Source organism: Streptomyces sp. NBC_01476 (assembly GCF_036227265.1).
Classification (GTDB): Bacteria; Actinomycetota; Actinomycetes; order Streptomycetales; family Streptomycetaceae; genus Actinacidiphila.
The window spans coordinates 2,041,840-2,060,241 of record NZ_CP109446.1; the positions used below are offsets into that span (position 1 = coordinate 2,041,840).

Consider the following 18,402-nt stretch of genomic DNA (forward strand, 5'->3'; position numbering starts at 1 on the left):
GAGACACTGGTGAGATCGGTCACGTACGGCCCCGGACGACATGCCCGGGGCCGTATCGCGTGTTCCCAGTGCTGGGGCCGGTGGCCCGTCGGCCCCCGAGAAGTGCGAAGATGTTGTCTCGGCACGACAGGGCCCCCTTTGAGACAAAGCGGCCGAACCAAAGCCGCCGCCCGGTCATGGTGGACCGGCTCCGGCGTACCCATGCATGGAGGACGTGACGTGGCGAACGACGCCAGCACTGTTTTCGACCTAGTGATCCTTGGCGGTGGCAGCGGAGGTTACGCGGCCGCCCTGCGTGCCGCGCAGCTGGGACTGGACGTCGCCCTGATCGAGAAGAACAAGCTCGGGGGCACCTGTCTGCACCAGGGATGCATTCCCACCAAGGCGCTTCTGCACGCCGGTGAGATTGCCGACCAGGCTCGCGAGAGCGAGCAGTTCGGCGTGAAGGCCACCTTCGAGGGCATCGACATCGCGGCCGTCCACAAGTACAAGGACGACGTGGTCTCGGGCCTCTACAAGGGCCTGCAGGGCCTGGTGGCCTCGCGCAAGGTGACGTACATCGAGGGTGAGGGGCGGCTCTCCTCGCCCACCTCGGTCGACGTGAACGGCCAGCGGATCGAGGGCCGGCACGTGGTGCTGGCCACCGGGTCCGTACCGCGCTCGCTGCCGGGTCTGACCATCGACGGCAACCGCATCATCTCCTCCGACCACGCCCTGGTCCTGGACCGGGTGCCGAAGTCGGCGATCATCCTGGGCGGCGGCGTCATCGGCGTCGAGTTCGCCTCGGCGTGGAAGTCCTTCGGCACCGACGTGACCATCGTCGAGGGCCTGCCCCACCTGGTGCCGGTCGAGGACGAGAACAGCTCGAAGCTGCTGGAGCGCGCGTTCCGCAAGCGCGGCATCAAGTTCAACCTCGGCACTTTCTTCCAGAGCGCGGAGTACACCGCGGACGGCGTGCGGGTGACGCTGGCGGACGGCAAGACCTTCGAAGCGGAGGTGCTGCTGGTCGCGATCGGCCGCGGCCCGGTCTCGCAGAACCTGGGGTACGAGGAGCAGGGCGTCGCGACGGACCGCGGTTACGTCCTGGTGGACGAGTACATGCGCACCAACGTGCCGACCATCTCGGCCGTCGGCGACCTCGTCCCCACCCTCCAGCTCGCGCACGTCGGCTTCGCCGAGGGCATCCTCGTCGCGGAGCGCGTCGCGGGGCTGAAAACCGTGCCGATCGACTACGACGGGGTGCCGCGGGTGACGTACTGCCACCCCGAGGTCGCCTCCATGGGCATCACCGAGGCCAAGGCCAAGGAACTGTACGGTGCCGACAAGGTCGTCACCCTCAAGTACAACCTGGCGGGCAACGGCAAGAGCAAGATCCTCAAGACCTCGGGCGAGGTCAAGCTCGTCCAGGTCCGCGACGGTGCCGTGGTCGGCATCCACATGGTCGGTGACCGGATGGGTGAGCAGGTCGGTGAAGCCCAGCTGATCTACAACTGGGAGGCGCTGCCCGCCGAGGTCGCCCAGCTGATCCACGCCCACCCGACGCAGAGCGAAGCGCTCGGCGAGGCCCACCTGGCCCTCGCGGGCAAGCCGCTGCACTCGCACGACTGACCCTCATCCACGCCACCCCATCCGTACAGATCCGTGAGGAGCAACCGCAACCATGGCGGTTTCCGTAACCCTGCCGGCGCTCGGTGAGAGCGTGACCGAGGGCACCGTCACCCGCTGGCTGAAGGCCGAGGGTGAGCGCGTCGAGGCCGACGAGCCGCTGCTCGAGGTCTCGACCGACAAGGTCGACACCGAGATCCCCTCCCCCGCGTCGGGTGTGCTCGCGTCCATCAAGGTCGCCGAGGACGAGACGGTCGAGGTCGGCGCCGAGCTGGCCGTCATCGACGACGGCACCGGTGCCCCCGCGCCCGCTCCCGCCCCGGCCGCCGAGCCGCAGCCGGAGCCGGAGCCCGCCCCGGTGGCGCCGCAGGCCACCCCGTCCACCGAGGTCCAGACCCCGGCGCCCGCACCGACGGCCGAAGCGGCCAACGGCGGCGGCAGCCCGGCCGGCACCGATGTCACGCTGCCGGCCCTCGGTGAGAGCGTCACCGAGGGCACCGTCACCCGCTGGCTGAAGCAGGTCGGCGAGAGCGTCGAGGCCGACGAGCCGCTGCTCGAGGTCTCGACCGACAAGGTCGACACCGAGATCCCCTCGCCCGTGTCGGGCACCCTGCTGCAGATCCTGGTCCAGGAGGACGAGACGGCCGAGGTCGGTGCGCGCCTCGCGGTGGTCGGCGCGGCCGGTGCCGCCCCGGCGCCCGCTCCGGCGCCCGCCGCACCTGCTCCCGCTCCGGCGGCTCCTGCCCCGGCGCCCGCGCCCGCCCCGGCTCCGGCGCCCGCTGCTCCGGCCCCCGCGCCGGCCGCAGCCGCTCCCGCCCCCGCCCCGGCTCCTGCCCCGCAGGCTCCTGCCCCGCAGGCTCCGGCCGCCCCGGCCCCGGCCCCGCAGCCGCAGGCCCCCGTGGCCCCGGCCGCTCCGGCGCCCGCGCCGGCCCAGCAGGCTCCGGCCGCCCCCGCGCCGGCTCCCGCCGGTGCCGGTGACGACGGCGCCTACGTCACCCCGCTGGTCCGCAAGCTCGCCGCCGAGAACGGGGTGAACCTCGGCTCGCTGCGCGGCAGCGGCGTCGGCGGGCGCATCCGCAAGCAGGACGTGCTCGCCGCGGCCGAGGCCGCGAAGGCCGCCGCCGCACCCGCGGCTGCCGCACCGGCCAAGCAGAAGACCGCACTGGTGCCCTCGCCGCTGCGTGGCCAGACCGTCAAGATGACCCGGATGCGCAAGGTCATCGGCGACAACATGATGAAGGCCCTGCACTCGCAGGCGCAGCTGACCAGCGTGGTCGAGGTCGACGTCACGCGGATCATCCGGCTGCGGAACCAGGCCAAGGAGGCCTTCGCCGCCCGTGAGGGCGTGAAGCTGTCCCCGATGCCGTTCTTCGTCAAGGCCGCCGCCCAGGCGCTCAAGGCGCACCCGGTGATCAACGCCCGGATCAACGAGGACGAGGGCACGATCACCTACTTCGACACCGAGAACATCGGTATCGCGGTGGACTCCGAGAAGGGCCTGATGACCCCGGTCATCAAGGGCGCCGGCGACCTGAACATCGCCGGTATCGCCAAGAAGACCGCCGAACTGGCGGCCAACGTCCGGGCCAGCAAGATCACCCCGGACGATCTGGCGGGTGCCACCTTCACGATCAGCAACACCGGTTCGCGCGGCGCGCTCTTCGACACGGTCATCGTGCCGCCGAACCAGGCCGCGATCCTGGGCATCGGCGCGACCGTCAAGCGCCCGGTGGTCATCGAGACCCCCGAGGGCACGGTCATCGGCGTCCGGGACATGACGTACCTGGCGCTCTCCTACGACCACCGGCTGGTGGACGGTGCCGACGCGGCCCGTTACCTGACCGCGGTCAAGGAGATCCTGGAAGCGGGCGAGTTCGAGGTCGAACTGGGCCTGTAAGGCGTCTGCCCCTCGGCGCCCCCGTCCCGGCCCCGGGACGGGGGCGCCGTCGTCCTCGTGGCGGGTCCGCCGCTCGACACCCGCGGTACGGGTGGAGGCACGGTTGCCTCCTGGTCGTATCGTCTATGCCACGCCCACCGGAAGGAGCGCACTCGATGGTCGCTGCCGCCGAGACCCGGCACCTGGTCGTGCACAGCCTGCGCGAGCAGATCCGCGAACACATCCTCGAAGGGATCGTCAGCGGACGCTGGCAGCCCGGCGAGCGGATCGTGGAGCGCAAGGTCGCGGTGGAACTCCAGGTCAGCCAGACGCCGGTACGCGAGGCGCTGCGCGAGCTGGAGACGCTGCGGCTGATCGAGTCGGCGCCGAACAAGGGGGTGCGGGTCCGCAACCTCACGGCTGCCGACCTCAAGGAGAGCTATCCGGTGCGGGCCGGTCTGGAGATGGTGGCGGCCGAGCTGGCGGCCGGCGCGCTGGCCGCGGACCCGACCGCCCTGGAACGGGAGGTCGCCGCGCTCCGGGCGGCGGACGCGGGGCGTGACGACGAGGCGCAGGTACGGCACACGGTCGCGTTCCACCATGAGCTGGTGCGGGCGGCGGGGAACGCGGTGCTGCTCCACGCGTGGGAGTCGCTGGGGATCGAGGTGTGGACGACGCTCTCCATTCGCTGGCTCAGCCCGGCACGGCGGGCGTACGCGGCGGAGCACCAGGAGATCGTCGACGCGTTTCTCCGTCACGACCCGGACATTTCTTCCCTCATCAAGTCCCACGTCCTCAGCTGCGCCCCCCAAGTCTGACGGCGCCCTCGCGCCGACCGGCGCCCTACCGCGGTGCGGACCTAAGCGGTGCCCTTGCGGGCGGCGGCACCCCCCAGGGGCGCGGGGAACTGCGCGACCGGCCACGACGGCGCCGCACTCCGTCACCGGCCCAAAGGGGCAGTCGCTGTCGTTTCCGGACCACCGGCCGGTGGCCGGTTGCTCGCGCAGTTCCTCGCGCCCCTGAAAAGCAACCGCCGCCCGCAAGGGCACCCGCCCGGTAGGGCACCCGCAGGGGACGGCACCGCATCAGGCAGGGCACCCCGCAGGGGCGGGCCGTCGTTTCGAAGGCCGCACCGTTTTGACACCCGGTGCCCTAAAGAATGGCACCCCGTGCCGACTTACGATTCGCACCCCACTCCCCATTGATCGATCATCGATCGGCGTCGTACAGTCGAAGCACGGAGGGGCGAGCCCTGTCATGCCGACCCAAGAACTCGCACTCTCCACCCCTCCCTCCGTTCGGAAGGCGGCACCCCATGCCCGACGACGACGTACGCCGAACCCGGCCGAGTCAGCTGGACCAGATCCCGGACCGCGATCCGGAGGAGACCGCCGAGTGGCGTGCCTCCCTCGCGGCCGTCACCAAGGCCGCCGGCCCGCACCGGGCCGCGTACCTGATGAGCCGCACCCTGGAGAGCGCGGCGGACACGGGCACCGGCGTCCCAGCACTGCCCACCCTGCTGGAAACGCCGTACATCAACACCATCCCCACCGCCGCAGAACCCGCCTACCCGGGTGACGAGGCACTGGAAGCCCGGATCACCGCCTGGAACCGGTGGAACGCCGCCGCCATGGTGACCCGCGGCAGCAAGCTCGGCCTGGGCGGCCACATCGCCACCTTCGCCTCGGCGGCCTGGCTCTACGAGACCGGCTTCCAGCACTTCTTCCGCGGCAAGGAAGGCGGCTCCGGCGACCAGCTCTATCTGCAGGGCCACGCCTCCCCCGGCATATACGCCCGCGCCTTCCTCGACGGACGCCTCTCCGAGGCGCAGCTGGACCGCTTCCGCCAGGAGGCCGGCGGCGACGGCCTGCCCTCGTACCCGCACCCCCGGCGGCTGCCGTGGCTGTGGGAGTTCCCGACCGTCTCCATGGGCCTCGGCCCGCTCTCCGCGATCTACCAGGCCCGCTTCAACCGCTACCTGGAGCACCGCGGCATCAAGGACACCTCGGACTCCCACGTGTGGGCGTTCCTCGGTGACGGCGAGATGGACGAGCCGGAGTCGACCGCCGCCCTGGCGCTGGCCGGCCGCGAGGGCCTGGACAACCTGACCTTCGTCATCAACTGCAACCTGCAGCGGCTCGACGGCCCGGTCCGCCCCAACTTCAAGATCGTGCAGGAGCTGGAGGCGCAGTTCCGCGCCGCCGGCTGGAACGTGGTCAAGGCGCTGTGGGGCGCCGCCTGGGACGAGGTGCTGGCGCAGGACTTCGACGGCTCGCTGCTCAAGCGGCTCGGCGAGGTCCCCGACGCGCAGTTCCAGACGTACGCCACCCGCGACGCCGCCTATGTGCGCGAGCACTTCTTCGGCGCGGACCAGGCGCTCCGCACGATCGGCGCCGGGCTCAGCGACGCCAAGGTGCTGGAGCTCTTCCAGACCTCCCGGGCCGGGCACGAGCCGCGCAAGGTGTACGCGGCCTACCGCGCCGCCGTGGAGCACAAGGGCTCCCCGACGGTGATCCTCGCGCAGACGGTGAAGGGCTACACGCTCGGCGCCGGCTTCGAGTCCCGCAACGCCAACCACCAGATGAAGAAGCTCACCGGCGCGCAGTTCCGCACCATGCGCGACCTGCTGGAGCTGCCCATCCCGGACAGCGCGCTCGCGGCGGACCTGGTCCCGTACTGGCACCCCGGTGAGAACTCCCCCGAGATGCGCTACCTGCGGGAGCGGCGTGCCGCGCTCGGCGGCCCGGCCCCCGCCCGCAAGGTGGTCGCCAAACCGCTGCCGATGCCCGCGGACAAGCCGTTCAAGGCGCTGGAGCAGGGGTCCGGCAGCCAGGAGATCGCCACCACCATGGCGTTCGTCCGGCTGGTCAAGGACCTGATGCGGGAGAAGGAGACCGGCCGCCGCTGGGTGCCGGTGGTGCCCGACGAGGCCCGTACCTTCGGCATGGAGTCGCTCTTCCCGTCGGCGGGGCTGTACTCGCCCAAGGGGCAGACGTACGACCCGGTCGACCGCGACCAGCTGCTGTACTACAAGGAGTCGAAGGACGGCCAGATCCTCAACGAGGGGATCACCGAGGCCGGTTCGCTCGCCGACTTCACCGCGGCGGCCACCGCGTACGCCACCCACGGCGAACCGATGATCCCGTTCTACATCTTCTACTCGATGTTCGGGTTCCAGCGGACCGCCGACCAGTTCTGGGCGCTCGCCGACCAGCTGGGCCGGGGCTTCGTGGTCGGCGCCACGGCCGGCCGCACCACGATGACCGGCGAGGGCCTCCAGCACGCGGACGGCCACTCGCACCTGATCGCCTCCACCAACCCGGCGGCGGTCTCCTACGACCCGGCGTTCGCCTACGAGGTCGCGGTGATCGTCCGGGAGGGCCTGCGGCGGATGTACGGCCCGCAGGCCGAGGACGTCTTCTACTACCTGACGGTCTACAACGAGCCGAAGGTCCAGCCGGCCATGCCGGCGGGTGTCGAGGAGGGCATCCTCAAGGGCCTGTACCGCTATCAGCGGGCCGAGGACGCGGCCCAGGTCAAGCAGGACGCGCCCCGGGCGCAGCTGCTGGCCTCCGGCACCGCCATCCACTGGGCGCTGGAGACCCAGAAGCTGCTCGCCGAGGAGTGGGGAGTGGCCGCCGACGTGTGGTCCGCGCCGTCCTGGACCGAGCTGCGCCGTGACGCGCTGGAGTGCGACGCGGCCCGGCTGCACGGCGAGGAGCGGGTGCCGTACGTGACCCGCGCGCTGGCCGGCGCGCCCGGTCCTGTGGTCGCGTTCAGCGACTGGATGCGGGCGGTGCCCGACCAGATCGCACCGTGGGTCGAGCAGGACTGGACCTCGGTGGGCACCGACGGCTTCGGCCTGTCGGACACCCGGGAGGCGGCCCGCCGCCACTTCGGGGTCGACCCGCAGTCGCTGGTGGTGCAGACGCTCGCGGCGCTGGCCCGGCGCGGGGACATCAAGCCGGAGACGGTCAAGGAGGCCGCCGAGCGGTACGGCCTCTAGGGCCGGGCCCGCGCGGACGCGGCGAGCGTCCGTGGGGCGGTGCGCGGCGGACCGGCCGGTCCGCCGCGCACCGCCCTGCGCTCTTCCGGTGCCGGGCAGCCGGCGGGCACTGGGTGCCGGTGCCGACCGCCACAGAAACGTGCAGGGGCCCGCTATCGAGCCCTTCTGTGGCCCGTGGTGCGCCGGAGAAAAGGGGCCGATCCGGCCGGTTACGGGGAACATGCCCGCCCGAAAGGGATTGCGGCTGATTGGGCGCAACGGTTACGGTCCCCCGGATGGCTTCCAACCCAAGCCCGCTGACGGCTCCCACCGCCGATGACTTCCGTGCCTGGCACCGGGTGCACACGGCCGCGCTCGCGCACGACCGGCCGGACGAGCCACTGCCCTCGCCGGCGGCTGTCCAGGCGGGGTTGACGCCTACCGGGGACCGGAGCCGGCTGGTGCTGTGGCTGGTCCGCGGCTCCGGCGACGAGCCGGTGGCCACCGCGGCGCTGCGGCTGTTCACCCAGCCCGACCGGAGCCCGCACGCCCGGGTCTATCTGACCGTGCACCCGGCGCACCGCCGGATGGGCACCGGGTCGCGGCTGCTGGCCACCGTCACCGAGGCGGCCATCGAGGCGGGCTGCCGGACACTGGCCTCGGAGGTGGTGGCGGGCACGTCGGCCGAAGGGTTCCTCGCCACCCGTGACTTCACCCCCGCGCTGCGGCTGACCTGGCTGCGGCTGGCGCTGGACGAGATCCCCGAGCGCATCCGCAAGCTGCCAGAAGTCCCCCGTCCCGGCTACCGGTTGACGGCGTGGGAGGGTGTGCCGCCCGATCCGCTCGCCGGCGCCTTCGAGGCCGCCCGGCAGGCCATGGCCGGGCTGCCGGTCGGCCGGACCGGCGTCAGCAAGGTGCGGTGGGATCTGGAGGGGCTCGCCGACGTCGCCGAGCTGAGCGCCCGGCGCGGCGACCGGCTGCTGACCGTCGCGGCGGTCAGCGAGGCGGACGGCTCGGTCGCCGGCTGGACCCGGGTGGTCCTCCCCGGTGACGGCTCGACCCGCGCGGAGCAGAACGACACCGCGGTGCTGCCTGACCACCGCGGCCAGGGTCTCGGCCTGTGGCTCAAGGCGGAGATGCTGCGCCGGCTGCGGGCGGCCGGGCCGGAACTGACCGAGATCAGCACGAACAACGCCGAGGACAACCGGCACATGCTGGCGGTGAACACCGCGCTGGGGTACCGGCCCCGGCGGCGTACGGTGATCTACCAGCTGAAGCTGCGGGTACGCTGACGCGCTCCGGACGTACGCTCCGGGCCGCCGGTCGCGCACCGGGGGATCGTAACGACACGGGTGTACCCGGGGCGCTCCGCGTGCGTGCCGGCGCGGCAACCGGGAAGCTGGACGCGTGATGGACGAGACGGAGTTCTGGGAGATCGTCGACAGTACCCGCGAAGCCGCGGACGGCGATCCGGAGGAGCACGCCGACCTGCTGGTGGAGCGGCTGGCCCAGCTCGACCCGGACTCCGTACTGGACTTCGCGCGGCACTTCGAGACCCGCTTCGCGCGGGCCTTCCGCTGGGACCTGTGGGGCGCCGCGGACATCATGCTGGGCGGTGCGGACGAGGAGTCCTTCGACTACTTCCGCTGCTGGCTGATCGCCCAGGGCCGCCACGTCTTCGAGGGCGCCCTGGCCGCGCCGGACGACCTCGCGGACCTCGTCGCCGACTTCGATCCGGACACGGACGGCGACGCGGAGGATGTCGGTTACGCGGCGGACGAGGCATACGAGCAGCTCACCGGGGTGCGGCTGCCGGATCTTGGGCTGCCGGAGCCGGGGTCGCCCGAGGGCGAGCGGATCAACATGGACGACGAGCACGTCATGGCGGACCGCTACCCCCACCTCTGGCAACGCTTCGCCTAACCCCACCCCCGCTTCACCTCCCGCCCGGCGGCGGGGCTGCACCTCATGTGCGGCTGCCGCCGCGTGGGCGCGACCGCGCGAGACGGTGCCCACCAGGGGCGCGGGGAACTGCGCGAACGGCCACGACGGCGCCGCACCCCGTCACCGGCCCAAAGGGGCAGTCACTGCCGCACCCGGCCCACCGGCCGGCGGCCGGTTGCCCGCGCAGTTCCTCCCCCAGACTCCGTCCGGGGCACAGGCACCCCGCGCACCCGTGACGGGGCACAGGGTGCCTACGCGGCAGGCGGCTCCCCCAGGGGCGCGGGGAACTGCGCGAACGGCCACGACGGCGCCGCACCCCGTCACCGGCCCAAAGGGGCAGTCACTGCCGCACCCGGCAAACCGGCCGGCGGCCGGTTTGCCCGCGCAGTTCCTCCCCCAGACTCCGTCCGGGGGTACCCCCAGCGCCCCTTCGGGGCACAGGCACTCCGTGGGGAGGCACGCGCACGTGACGGGGCACAGGCACTCCGCGGGGCGGCGCGGGGCGAACGGGGGCGGTGCCCACTACCCCGGGGCAGAATGAACCGCATGCGTATCGCAGTCACCGGCGCCTCCGGCCTGATCGGCTCCGCCCTCGTCACCGCACTCACCGAAGAGGGCGACGACGTCCTGCGGCTGGTGCGCCACGCACTGGACGGACCGGACCAGGTGCGATGGGACCCGCACCGCGGCACCGTCGACACCGACCGCCTCGCCGGCTGCGAAGCCATCGTCCACCTGGCCGGCGCCGGCGTCGGCGACAAGCGGTGGACCGCCGCCCGGAAGAAGGAGCTGCTGGCCAGCCGGGTCCGCGGCACCGACGCGATCGCCCGGGCCGCCGCCGCCCTGGCCACCCCGCCCCGCGTGCTGGTGTGCGGCAGCGCCATCGGCTACTACGGCGACACCGGTGACTCCTGGGCCGACGAGGACAGCCCCGCGGGCGACGGCTTCCTCGCCGACCTGGTCCAGCAGTGGGAGGCCGCCGCAGAACCCGCCCGGGAGGCCGGCATCCGTACCGCCCACGCCCGTACCGGCCTGGTGGTCTCGCAGCGGGGCGGTGCCTGGGGCCGGCTCTTCCCGATCTTCAAGGCCGGCCTCGGCGGGCGGCTCGGCAGCGGCCGGCAGTTCTGGAGCTTCATCGCCCTGCGGGACGAGATCGCCGCCCTGCGGCACATCATCGCCACCGGCGAACTCTCCGGCCCGGTCAACCTGACCGCGCCCGACCCGCTCACCAACCGCGAGATCACCGCCGCGATGGGCCGCGCCCTGCACCGCCCGACGCTCGCCACCGTCCCCGCGACCGCGCTACGGCTCGCGCTGGGTGAGTTCGCCGGTGACGTGCTGGGCAGCCAGCGGGTACGGCCCCGGCGGCTGCTGGATTCCGGCTTCACCTTCGCCTTCCCGGAGATCGACCAGGCCATCGGGGCGGCGCTCGAGGACTGAACCGGATCCACGGCCGGCGGCGGCCGGCCGGAGCCCGCTCGGGTGCCCCGGAACGACCGGATCTGACCCCTTCCCCCCGCATCGTTTGGTTTTGATGAGGGCATGACCCCTCCAGCGTTCGGCGTGGTGCGCGGCCCGTTCCTCGGACGTGCGCCCGTTTCCGCCCGGCGCAGCGGGGAACGGACCCGATCTCCGGGAGGGGCATCGTGCTCTTGCCAGCGCGCCGGCAGCCTGTGGCCGGCACCGCGGACGTGATCGTGATCGGCGCGGGACTCGCCGGTCTCTCCGCCGCCCACCATCTGGCCCACGCGGGTCTGACCGTCACCGTCCTGGAGGCCGCGGAGCGCGCCGGCGGCCGGATGGTCACCGAGACGGTGGACGGCTTCCGGCTGGACCGCGGACCCCAGCTCCTCAACACCTCGTACCCCGAACTGCTGCGGCTGCCGGCCTTCCGGTCCATGCCGCTGGCCCCCGTGGCGCCCGGCGCGCTGGTCCGGGCGGGCGGGCGCGGCTACCGGGTCGGCGACCCGCGCGGGCGCCGGGCGGTGTTCGGCTCGGCGCGCGCCCCGATCGGCTCCGCGCTCGACAGGGCGCGGCTCGGCGCCACCCTCAACCGCCTTGCCACCACGCCCACTTCCCGTATCGCGGCCCGCCCCGAGACGACCGCGGCGCAAGCGCTCACCGCCCGCGGCTTCGCCCCGCGCACCGTCGAGGGTTTCCTGCGGCCACTGCTGTCCGCGCTGCTCTGCGACCCGGAGCTGACCACCTCAAGCCGGGTCGCGGACCTCGTGCTGCGCGGCTTCGCCCGCGGCCGGGCCTGCCTGCCGGCCGGCGGGGCCGCGCGGCTGCCGGACCGGCTGGCCGCCGGACTGCCGCCGGGGACCCTCCGGTTCGGCGCGCGGGCGGAACAGGTGGCGGCCAACGCGGTGTTCACCGCCGACGGCGCCGAACTCCCCTGCCGGGCGGTGGTGGTGGCCACCGACGCCCGCGCCGCCGGGGTGCTGCTGCCGGGGCTACGGGTGCCGGCCTTCCACCAGGTCACCGTCGTCCACCACGCGGCGCCGGTGAACCCGCTGCGCGATCCCGTCCTCGTGCTGGACGCCGACCGTTCCGGTCCGGTCTCACACTCCCTGCCGGCCGGCGCCGTCGACCCGGCCCGGGCCCCAGCCGGCCGCACCCTGATCACCTCCGTCGTCCTCGGGCCGCCCCCGGACGGCGGTGACAAGGCGATCAGGGCCCATCTCGCGGAGCTCTACGACACCCCGACCGACCGGTGGGAGCTGCTCGCGCGGTACTCCGACCCCGACGCGGTCCCCGCCATGCCCGCGCCGCACGACCTGCGCCGCCCGGTGCGGCTGCTGGCGGGTCTCTACGTCTGCGGCGACCACCGTGACACCTCCACCGTCCAGGGTGCCCTGCTGTCGGGCCGCAGAGCCGCCTGCAGCGTCCTCAGGGACCTGGCGGCGCCCGCAGCCGCGGCACCCGGCGAGGAGGCCGCCTGACGGCCGTCACGGCCCACCAGCGGGCGACCGGACCGCGACAGCTGCGGCAGCGGAAGCGGCAGCGGCAGCGGCAGCGGCAGCGGCAGCGGCAGCGGCAGCGGCAGCGCGCCCAACTGGCGCACCACCCCCTCCGACACCGCCCGCGTCCATCAAGCCCTCACCAAGATGAGCCCGCCCGGCGATTGAGGGCAGCGGAGCCTGCCGGCCGCACCCAGGACCGCACCGCCGACGTCCAGCACCCTTGAGCCCGCCCGGCGACTGAGGGCAGCGGAACCTGCCGGCCGCACCCAGGACCGCACCACCGACGACCAGCCGCCCATGAGCCCGCCCGGCGACTGAGGGCAGTGGGGCGGGCAGGGTGCCCGATTTACGGTCAGTGCGGGAGCAGCGCCGCTCGGTCGTGGAAGGCACGCGCCGCCGCCGTGTCCCGGTACGGTTCCAGCCGCCGCCCGAAGTCCCGCACGTACTCCGCCGCCCGGAGCGACCTCATGTCCGCCGCCTGCTTCGCCGCGTCGAGCCCGTGCGAGCAGGCGACGTCCACCTCGCCCAGGCCCAGGCGGGCGCACGCCAGCACCGTACGGGCGAACAGCCGGCTGCGGGCGTACGCGGGCGACCGTAACTGCAAGGACCGCTCCGCGTGCTGCGCCGCCACCCGCCACTGCTGGAGGTCCCGGTGGCAGTGCCCGAACTCGTCCGCGAGCTGCGCCTCGTCGAAGAAGCGCGCCCACCCCGGCACCTCGTCCCCGCCCCGCGCCGCGGCCAGCGCCCGCTCGGCCCTGGCGAGCGCCGCCGTGCACGCCCTGGCCTCCCCCACCAGCCCGTGCCCGCGCGCCTCCGCCGCGTGCAGCAGCGCCTGCACGACGGCCGGCGCCCCCGTACCGACGCCCTGCTGCGCGACACGGGCCAGCTGGATCGCCTCCCGCCCGTGCCCGAGGTACACCGCCTGCCGGCTCATGGTGATCAGCACGTACCCGCCGTACACCCGGTCCCCCGCCGCCTGGGCCAGCCGCAGCGCCTGGACGAAGTACCGCTGCGCCAGCCCGTGCGCCCCGATGTCGTACGACGTCCACCCGGCGAGCCTGGTGAGGTCCGCCACGGACGCGAAGAGCCGCCGCCCCTGCGCCTCGCCGTAGCTGCCCCGCAGCATCGGCTCCGCCTCGTGCTCCAGATAGCGCACGAGCGCCTGCCGGGCGTGCCCTCCGCCGTACGCCTGGTCCAGCCCGCGGAAGAGGTCGCAGACCGCGCGGACCGCCGCGATGTCCCCCGCCCCGATCCGCGGCCGTGGCCCGTCCGCCGCGCGGAGCCGTTCGAGACCGGTGGGCCGCCCGCGCTGCGGCGGCACCCGTACCTCCGGGACCGTCCCCGCCGACGCCACACTGTCGTCCGCCCGCCCGATCAGCCAGTCCCGGCTCGGCACGACGAGCCCCGCCGGGGTGAACGCGATCTTCCGCAGCTCCGTCTGGTTCCCGGTGTCCTTGCGCCACAGCCCGCTGACGATGTCCACCGCCTCGACGGGGGTGGCCGCGTACTCCAGCCCGGCGTACACCGGCGCGCCCGCGTCAAGACCGAGGTCCTGGGCGGACAGCCGCCGGCCCAGCCGCTGGGTGAAAACCTCCGCGATCAGCGCGGGCGTGGTCCCGCGCGGCTGCTGGCCCCGCAGCCACCGGGTGACGGAGGTCTTGTCGTAGCGCAGGTCGAGGCCGTGCTCGATGCCGAGCTGGTCCACCCGGCGGGCGAGCCCGGCGTGGGAGAAACCGGCTTCGGCGATCAGCGCGGCGAGCCGGCTGTTCGGCCGCGTCGAACTGTTCGGGGGGTTCGGGCGGTTCTGGCTTCGCTGCGTGGCACGGTCCGTCATCGGCAGTGCGGTCCACTTCCGCTGGGAGTCTCAGGATCGGCGTGAATGTAACGGTCAGTGCCGGAAAGCTCACCGTAAGAACGACATATTCGCCCGAACGGGCTACACCCGGGCGGGGCCGCCCGTTCGCCTGCCGTAGTGCGTCCCGCCGGCCCCGCGCCCCCCTTCCGCACCGCCTTCCGCACCGCCTTCCGCACCGCCTTCCGCACCGTCGGCCGACCCCGTGCCGACCCCGGGCCGACCGCGTCCGGACCGCGCCGGCCGGCCGCCTTCCAGCCGCGCCCCCGACCCCGTACCGACCGGCCCGCCGACCGCCGCAGCCCCCGCCGTACAGTGATGTGAGCGCCTTGTGAGACCCACAGCCGGCGCAGCCGAAGGCACAGCAGAGGAGTCGTCGTGAGTGAGCTGCACTTCGTTCACCTGGGGTTCGGCGCGGACGCCGTTGAGTACCGGGAGGCGTGGCAGGAGCAGCGGCGCGTCCACGCGGCGCGCTTCGCGGACGAGATCCCGGACACCTGCCTGCTGCTCGAACACCCGCCGGTCTACACCGCGGGCCGCCGCACCGCCGACAACGAGCGCCCGCTGGACGGCACCCCGGTGGTCGACGTGGACCGCGGCGGCAAGATCACCTGGCACGGCCCCGGCCAGCTGGTCGGCTACCCGATCGTGAAGCTTCCCCGTCCGGTCGACGTCATCGCCCACGTACGGCGGCTGGAGGAGGCGCTGATCCGTACCGCCGCCGACTTCGGCCTGGAGACCACCCGGGTGGAGGGCCGCAGCGGTGTGTGGGTGCTGGGCGACCCGGTGGCCGAGCGGCAGGCCGGCGGTCTGACCCTCGACTTCGACCCGCGGCTCGCCGACGAGGAGTTCGATCCGCGGCTGAACGGCCCGGAGTATGCCCCCTCCAACGCCGGCCAGCGCCGCGAGGACCGCAAGCTCGCCGCCATCGGCATCCGCATCGCCAAGGGCGTGACGATGCACGGCTTCTCGCTCAACTGCGACCCGGACAACACCTGGTTCGACCGGATCGTGCCGTGCGGCATCCGCGACGCGGGCGTCACCTCGCTCTCCGCCGAACTGGGCCGGGACGTCCCCGTCAGCGAGGTGCTGCCGGTGGTCGAGAAGCACCTGACCGGCGTACTGGCCACCGCGGTCCCGCTGCCGCGCGCGGTATGACCTCCCCGGTGGGCGTACCGCCGGAAGGCCCTCCCCGGAGAGCTGGGAATGCGCCTGCGAGGCCGCTGGTTAGTTCGTTGCGGAACCATATGAATCACGGGCGTACGCTGGTGTTCGCCGAAGAATCGAAGCTGTAGGGAGCCGGTCGTGTCCGCAGTCGCACCCGACGGACGCAAGATGCTGCGCCTTGAGGTCCGCAACAGCCAGACCCCCATCGAGCGCAAGCCCGAGTGGATCAAAACCCGGGCGAAGATGGGCCCCGAGTACACGCAGATGCAGAAACTCGTGAAGTCCGAGGGCCTGCACACCGTGTGCCAGGAAGCCGGCTGCCCCAACATCTACGAGTGCTGGGAGGACCGCGAGGCGACCTTCCTCATCGGCGGCGACCAGTGCACCAGGCGCTGTGACTTCTGCCAGATCGACACCGGCAAGCCGCAGGCGCTCGACCGTGACGAACCCCGCCGCGTCGGCGAGTCCGTGCTCACCATGGACCTCAACTACGCCACCATCACCGGCGTCGCCCGCGACGACCTGGAGGACGGCGGCTCCTGGCTGTACGCCGAGACGGTCCGGCAGATCCACGCGATGACCGCGGACCGGCCGGCCGGCGGTACCAAGGTCGAGCTGCTGATCCCCGACTTCAACGCCGAGCCGGCCCAGCTCGCCGAGGTCTTCTCCGCCCGCCCCGAGGTACTCGCGCACAACGTCGAGACGGTGCCGCGGATCTTCAAGCGGATCCGCCCGGGCTTCCGGTACGAGCGCTCGCTCGACGTGATCACCCGCGCCCGCGAGGCCGGTCTGGTCACCAAGTCCAACCTGATCCTGGGGATGGGCGAGGAGCGCGCCGAGATCAGCCAGGCGCTGCAGGATCTGCACGACGCCGGGTGCGAGCTGATCACCATCACCCAGTACCTGCGGCCGTCGGTGCGGCACCACCCGGTGGAGCGCTGGGTGAAGCCCGCGGAGTTCGTGGAGCTGAAGGAGGAGGCCGAGGAGATCGGCTTCGCCGGCGTGATGTCCGGGCCGCTGGTCCGCTCGTCGTACCGGGCCGGACGGCTCTTCCAGCAGGCGATCGACCGGCGGGCGGCGCAGGCGGCGGTCTGACGCTTGCGGCTTTTCATATGAGTTTGACCGAGTGGTCACCGGCTGGTAACACATAGTGGCGAGGGTGGGTTCATCGCACAGCCGTATCGGCTGACCTTTCGAGAGGGACGCAGGCCATGTCGTCCAGGTCCGTGCACGTCGTCCGTCTGCCCGTCGTACGGCCGCCCGTCCCGATGTCCGGGGCGCTGCGGGCTGTCGAGTCGTTCCTGCTCAGCGGTGGGCAGCAGACCGCCCGGCGCAACGCCTGGGCCGCGGTCGTCGCCGACCGGCAGCGCGCCAGGGACCGCCGGGAGGCGGAGCACGAGATGGCCGCTCTGATGGACGGGGTGCGGGGCCCGCGCTGAAGCCGCGCCGGCCGGCCGGTCCGCTGCCGCTTTCCCGCCGCCCGCGGTGACGGCGTACCGACAGGCCACGTATCCTTTCCGCATGGCGAGGAAGGAAACATCCGAGAACCCTGGACGTCTGCAGCAGATCGTCCAGACCTACAAGATGACCAGGCAGGCCGACAGCACGATCGGCCTTGTCCTTGCGGCTGTGGGAATCGTCACCTTTGGTGTCATCCTCGCCCTCGGCTTCTTGATCGGTCACCCCATCTACGCCGGCATCCTCGGCTTCCTGCTGGCTGTTCTCGCCATGGCGGTCGTCTTCGGCCGCCGCGCCGAGCGGGCCGCGTTCGGACAGCTCGAGGGCAAGCCGGGTGCCGCCGCTGCGGTACTGCAGAACGTACGCGGCTGGACCGTCACCCCCGCGGTGGCGATGAACAAGAGCCAGGACGTCGTCCACCGGGCGGTCGGCAAGGCCGGCATCGTGCTGGTCGGCGAGGGCAACCCGAACCGGGTGAAGAGCCTGCTGGCCAATGAGAAGAAGAGGGTCGCCCGGGTCGTCTACGACGTGCCCGTGAACACCTTCATCGTCGGCACCGGCGAGGACGAGCTGCCGCTGAAGAAGCTGCGTGCCACGCTGATGCGGCTGCCGCGGCCGCTGAGCGGTGCGAAGACCACCGAGGTCAACGACCGGATGCGGGCGCTGGGCGATCTGATGAGCAACATGCCGATTCCGAAGGGTCCGATGCCGCGGGGCATGCGGATGCCGAGGGGCCGCTGAGCCCTTCCCGCACGGGAAACGCGACGCGCGGGGGGTCCGGGGGTGACGCACCCCCGGACCCCCCGCGCGTCGCTGTGCTCCCGGCCGTGCCGGCCCGCTCGGCGTGCTGCTGCGGCCGTCGCGTGGCCGCGGCCGTCGCGTGAACGTCGCCTCGCCTGAAGAACGCCGCCGTTACGTGGACGTGGCCGTCACAGGCGGATCTCGACCGACTTGGCCGCCTTGTCGTGCAGGCCGCGGGTGTCGCGGTCCCAGACGACGGCGGGGATGACGAGCAGCAGCAGCACCGTACGGATCAGCACCGCGAGCGGCGACAGCCGGCCGCCGTCGAGCCGCGTCACCCGCAGGCGCAGCAGCAGCTTGCCGGGCGTACTCCCTACGAGGGACAGACCCACCAGGCTCAGCACGGCGAAGACAACCAGTGCCCACGGATTGGACGCGTTGTAGTCACCGTGTGCGATCAGGCCGTATGCGATCAGCACGCACAGAATCCAGTCGACGAAGACCGCCGCCAGCCGCCGGCCGACCGGCGCGATCGACCCGGGGCCCTCCTCGGGCAGCCCCAGCCGTTCGCCGCGATAGCCGAACTCGACGCCCATCTCTTCGGCGGCCGCGCGGGGCCCCGAGAGCCACGATCCGATGACTTCCCTGTTGTCCACGCGTCCACGGTATCCCCCGTACGGCGCACGGAACCGCGCGGGTGCGTACCCCTCGGCGTAGCGGTTAACACCTCAGAAACAAATGGGTCATGCTGGAGAAATCCCTGATCCCTATGGTCGGGGCAGTGTGCGCCACCGCACTGGCCGCATCTCGA

The 18,402-nt window shown here is 72.7% G+C and carries 14 protein-coding genes; 12 read left to right on the top strand and 2 right to left on the bottom strand.

The features are described 5' to 3' along the window. Positions 1-219 precede the first annotated feature (219 nt). From lpdA to OG552_RS08980, 8 genes are all read left to right on the top strand, one after another. A complete protein-coding gene (gene lpdA / locus OG552_RS08945) occupies positions 220-1,608 on the top strand; it encodes a dihydrolipoyl dehydrogenase (protein WP_329131022.1) in 1,389 nt (462 codons plus the stop codon). A gap of 52 nt (positions 1,609-1,660) precedes the next feature. Then, on the top strand, positions 1,661-3,502 hold the full coding sequence (sucB, locus tag OG552_RS08950; RefSeq protein WP_329131024.1) for a 2-oxoglutarate dehydrogenase, E2 component, dihydrolipoamide succinyltransferase: 1,842 nt from the start codon (positions 1,661-1,663) through the stop codon (positions 3,500-3,502). A gap of 155 nt (positions 3,503-3,657) precedes the next feature. Next, positions 3,658-4,299 carry a GntR family transcriptional regulator gene (locus tag OG552_RS08955; protein WP_329131025.1) on the top strand — a complete coding sequence of 214 codons (642 nt, stop codon included), beginning with the start codon at positions 3,658-3,660 and terminating at the stop codon, positions 4,297-4,299. A gap of 497 nt (positions 4,300-4,796) precedes the next feature. Next, positions 4,797-7,487 (top strand): pyruvate dehydrogenase (acetyl-transferring), homodimeric type, encoded by a 2,691-nt coding sequence (aceE, locus tag OG552_RS08960; RefSeq protein ID WP_329131027.1) that lies wholly within the window; start codon positions 4,797-4,799, stop codon positions 7,485-7,487. A 275-nt stretch (positions 7,488-7,762) separates the two neighbouring features. Beyond that, positions 7,763-8,758, top strand: a complete 996-nt coding sequence (locus OG552_RS08965; RefSeq protein WP_329131029.1) for a GNAT family N-acetyltransferase — start codon at positions 7,763-7,765, stop codon at positions 8,756-8,758. 118 nt (positions 8,759-8,876) lie between these two features. After that, a complete protein-coding gene (locus OG552_RS08970) occupies positions 8,877-9,389 on the top strand; it encodes a DUF4240 domain-containing protein (RefSeq protein ID WP_329140677.1) in 513 nt (170 codons plus the stop codon). 558 nt (positions 9,390-9,947) lie between these two features. Next, positions 9,948-10,850, top strand: a complete 903-nt coding sequence (locus OG552_RS08975; protein ID WP_329131031.1) for a TIGR01777 family oxidoreductase — start codon at positions 9,948-9,950, stop codon at positions 10,848-10,850. Between the two features lie 206 nt (positions 10,851-11,056). Continuing rightward, positions 11,057-12,352: an NAD(P)/FAD-dependent oxidoreductase gene (locus tag OG552_RS08980; protein WP_329131033.1), complete on the top strand. Its 1,296-nt coding sequence runs from the start codon at positions 11,057-11,059 to the stop codon at positions 12,350-12,352. A 373-nt stretch (positions 12,353-12,725) separates the two neighbouring features. On the opposite strand, the gene OG552_RS08985 is transcribed toward OG552_RS08980, so the two are convergent. Beyond that, positions 12,726-14,207, bottom strand: a complete 1,482-nt coding sequence (locus tag OG552_RS08985) for a regulator (protein ID WP_329131035.1) — start codon at positions 14,205-14,207, stop codon at positions 12,726-12,728. Positions 14,208-14,603: 396 nt separating this feature from the next. On the opposite strand from OG552_RS08985, the gene lipB reads away from it, so the two are divergent. The 4 genes from lipB (at position 14,604) to OG552_RS09005 (ending at position 17,591) form a co-directional block, all read left to right on the top strand. After that, positions 14,604-15,383: a lipoyl(octanoyl) transferase LipB gene (lipB, locus tag OG552_RS08990; RefSeq protein ID WP_329131037.1), complete on the top strand. Its 780-nt coding sequence runs from the start codon at positions 14,604-14,606 to the stop codon at positions 15,381-15,383. Positions 15,384-15,530: 147 nt separating this feature from the next. Next, complete coding sequence (gene lipA / locus OG552_RS08995) at positions 15,531-16,487, top strand: lipoyl synthase (RefSeq protein WP_329131039.1); 957 nt, start codon at positions 15,531-15,533, stop codon at positions 16,485-16,487. 116 nt (positions 16,488-16,603) lie between these two features. After that, positions 16,604-16,831 carry a hypothetical protein gene (locus OG552_RS09000; RefSeq protein ID WP_329131041.1) on the top strand — a complete coding sequence of 76 codons (228 nt, stop codon included), beginning with the start codon at positions 16,604-16,606 and terminating at the stop codon, positions 16,829-16,831. An 82-nt stretch (positions 16,832-16,913) separates the two neighbouring features. Next, the gene (locus OG552_RS09005; protein ID WP_329131043.1) at positions 16,914-17,591 is read left to right on the top strand and encodes a DUF4191 domain-containing protein; all 678 of its coding nucleotides are present in this window, start codon (positions 16,914-16,916) and stop codon (positions 17,589-17,591) included. A 188-nt stretch (positions 17,592-17,779) separates the two neighbouring features. On the opposite strand, the gene OG552_RS09010 is transcribed toward OG552_RS09005, so the two are convergent. Continuing rightward, positions 17,780-18,247, bottom strand: a complete 468-nt coding sequence (locus tag OG552_RS09010; protein ID WP_329131046.1) for an RDD family protein — start codon at positions 18,245-18,247, stop codon at positions 17,780-17,782. Between the last annotated feature and the right edge of the window lie 155 nt (positions 18,248-18,402).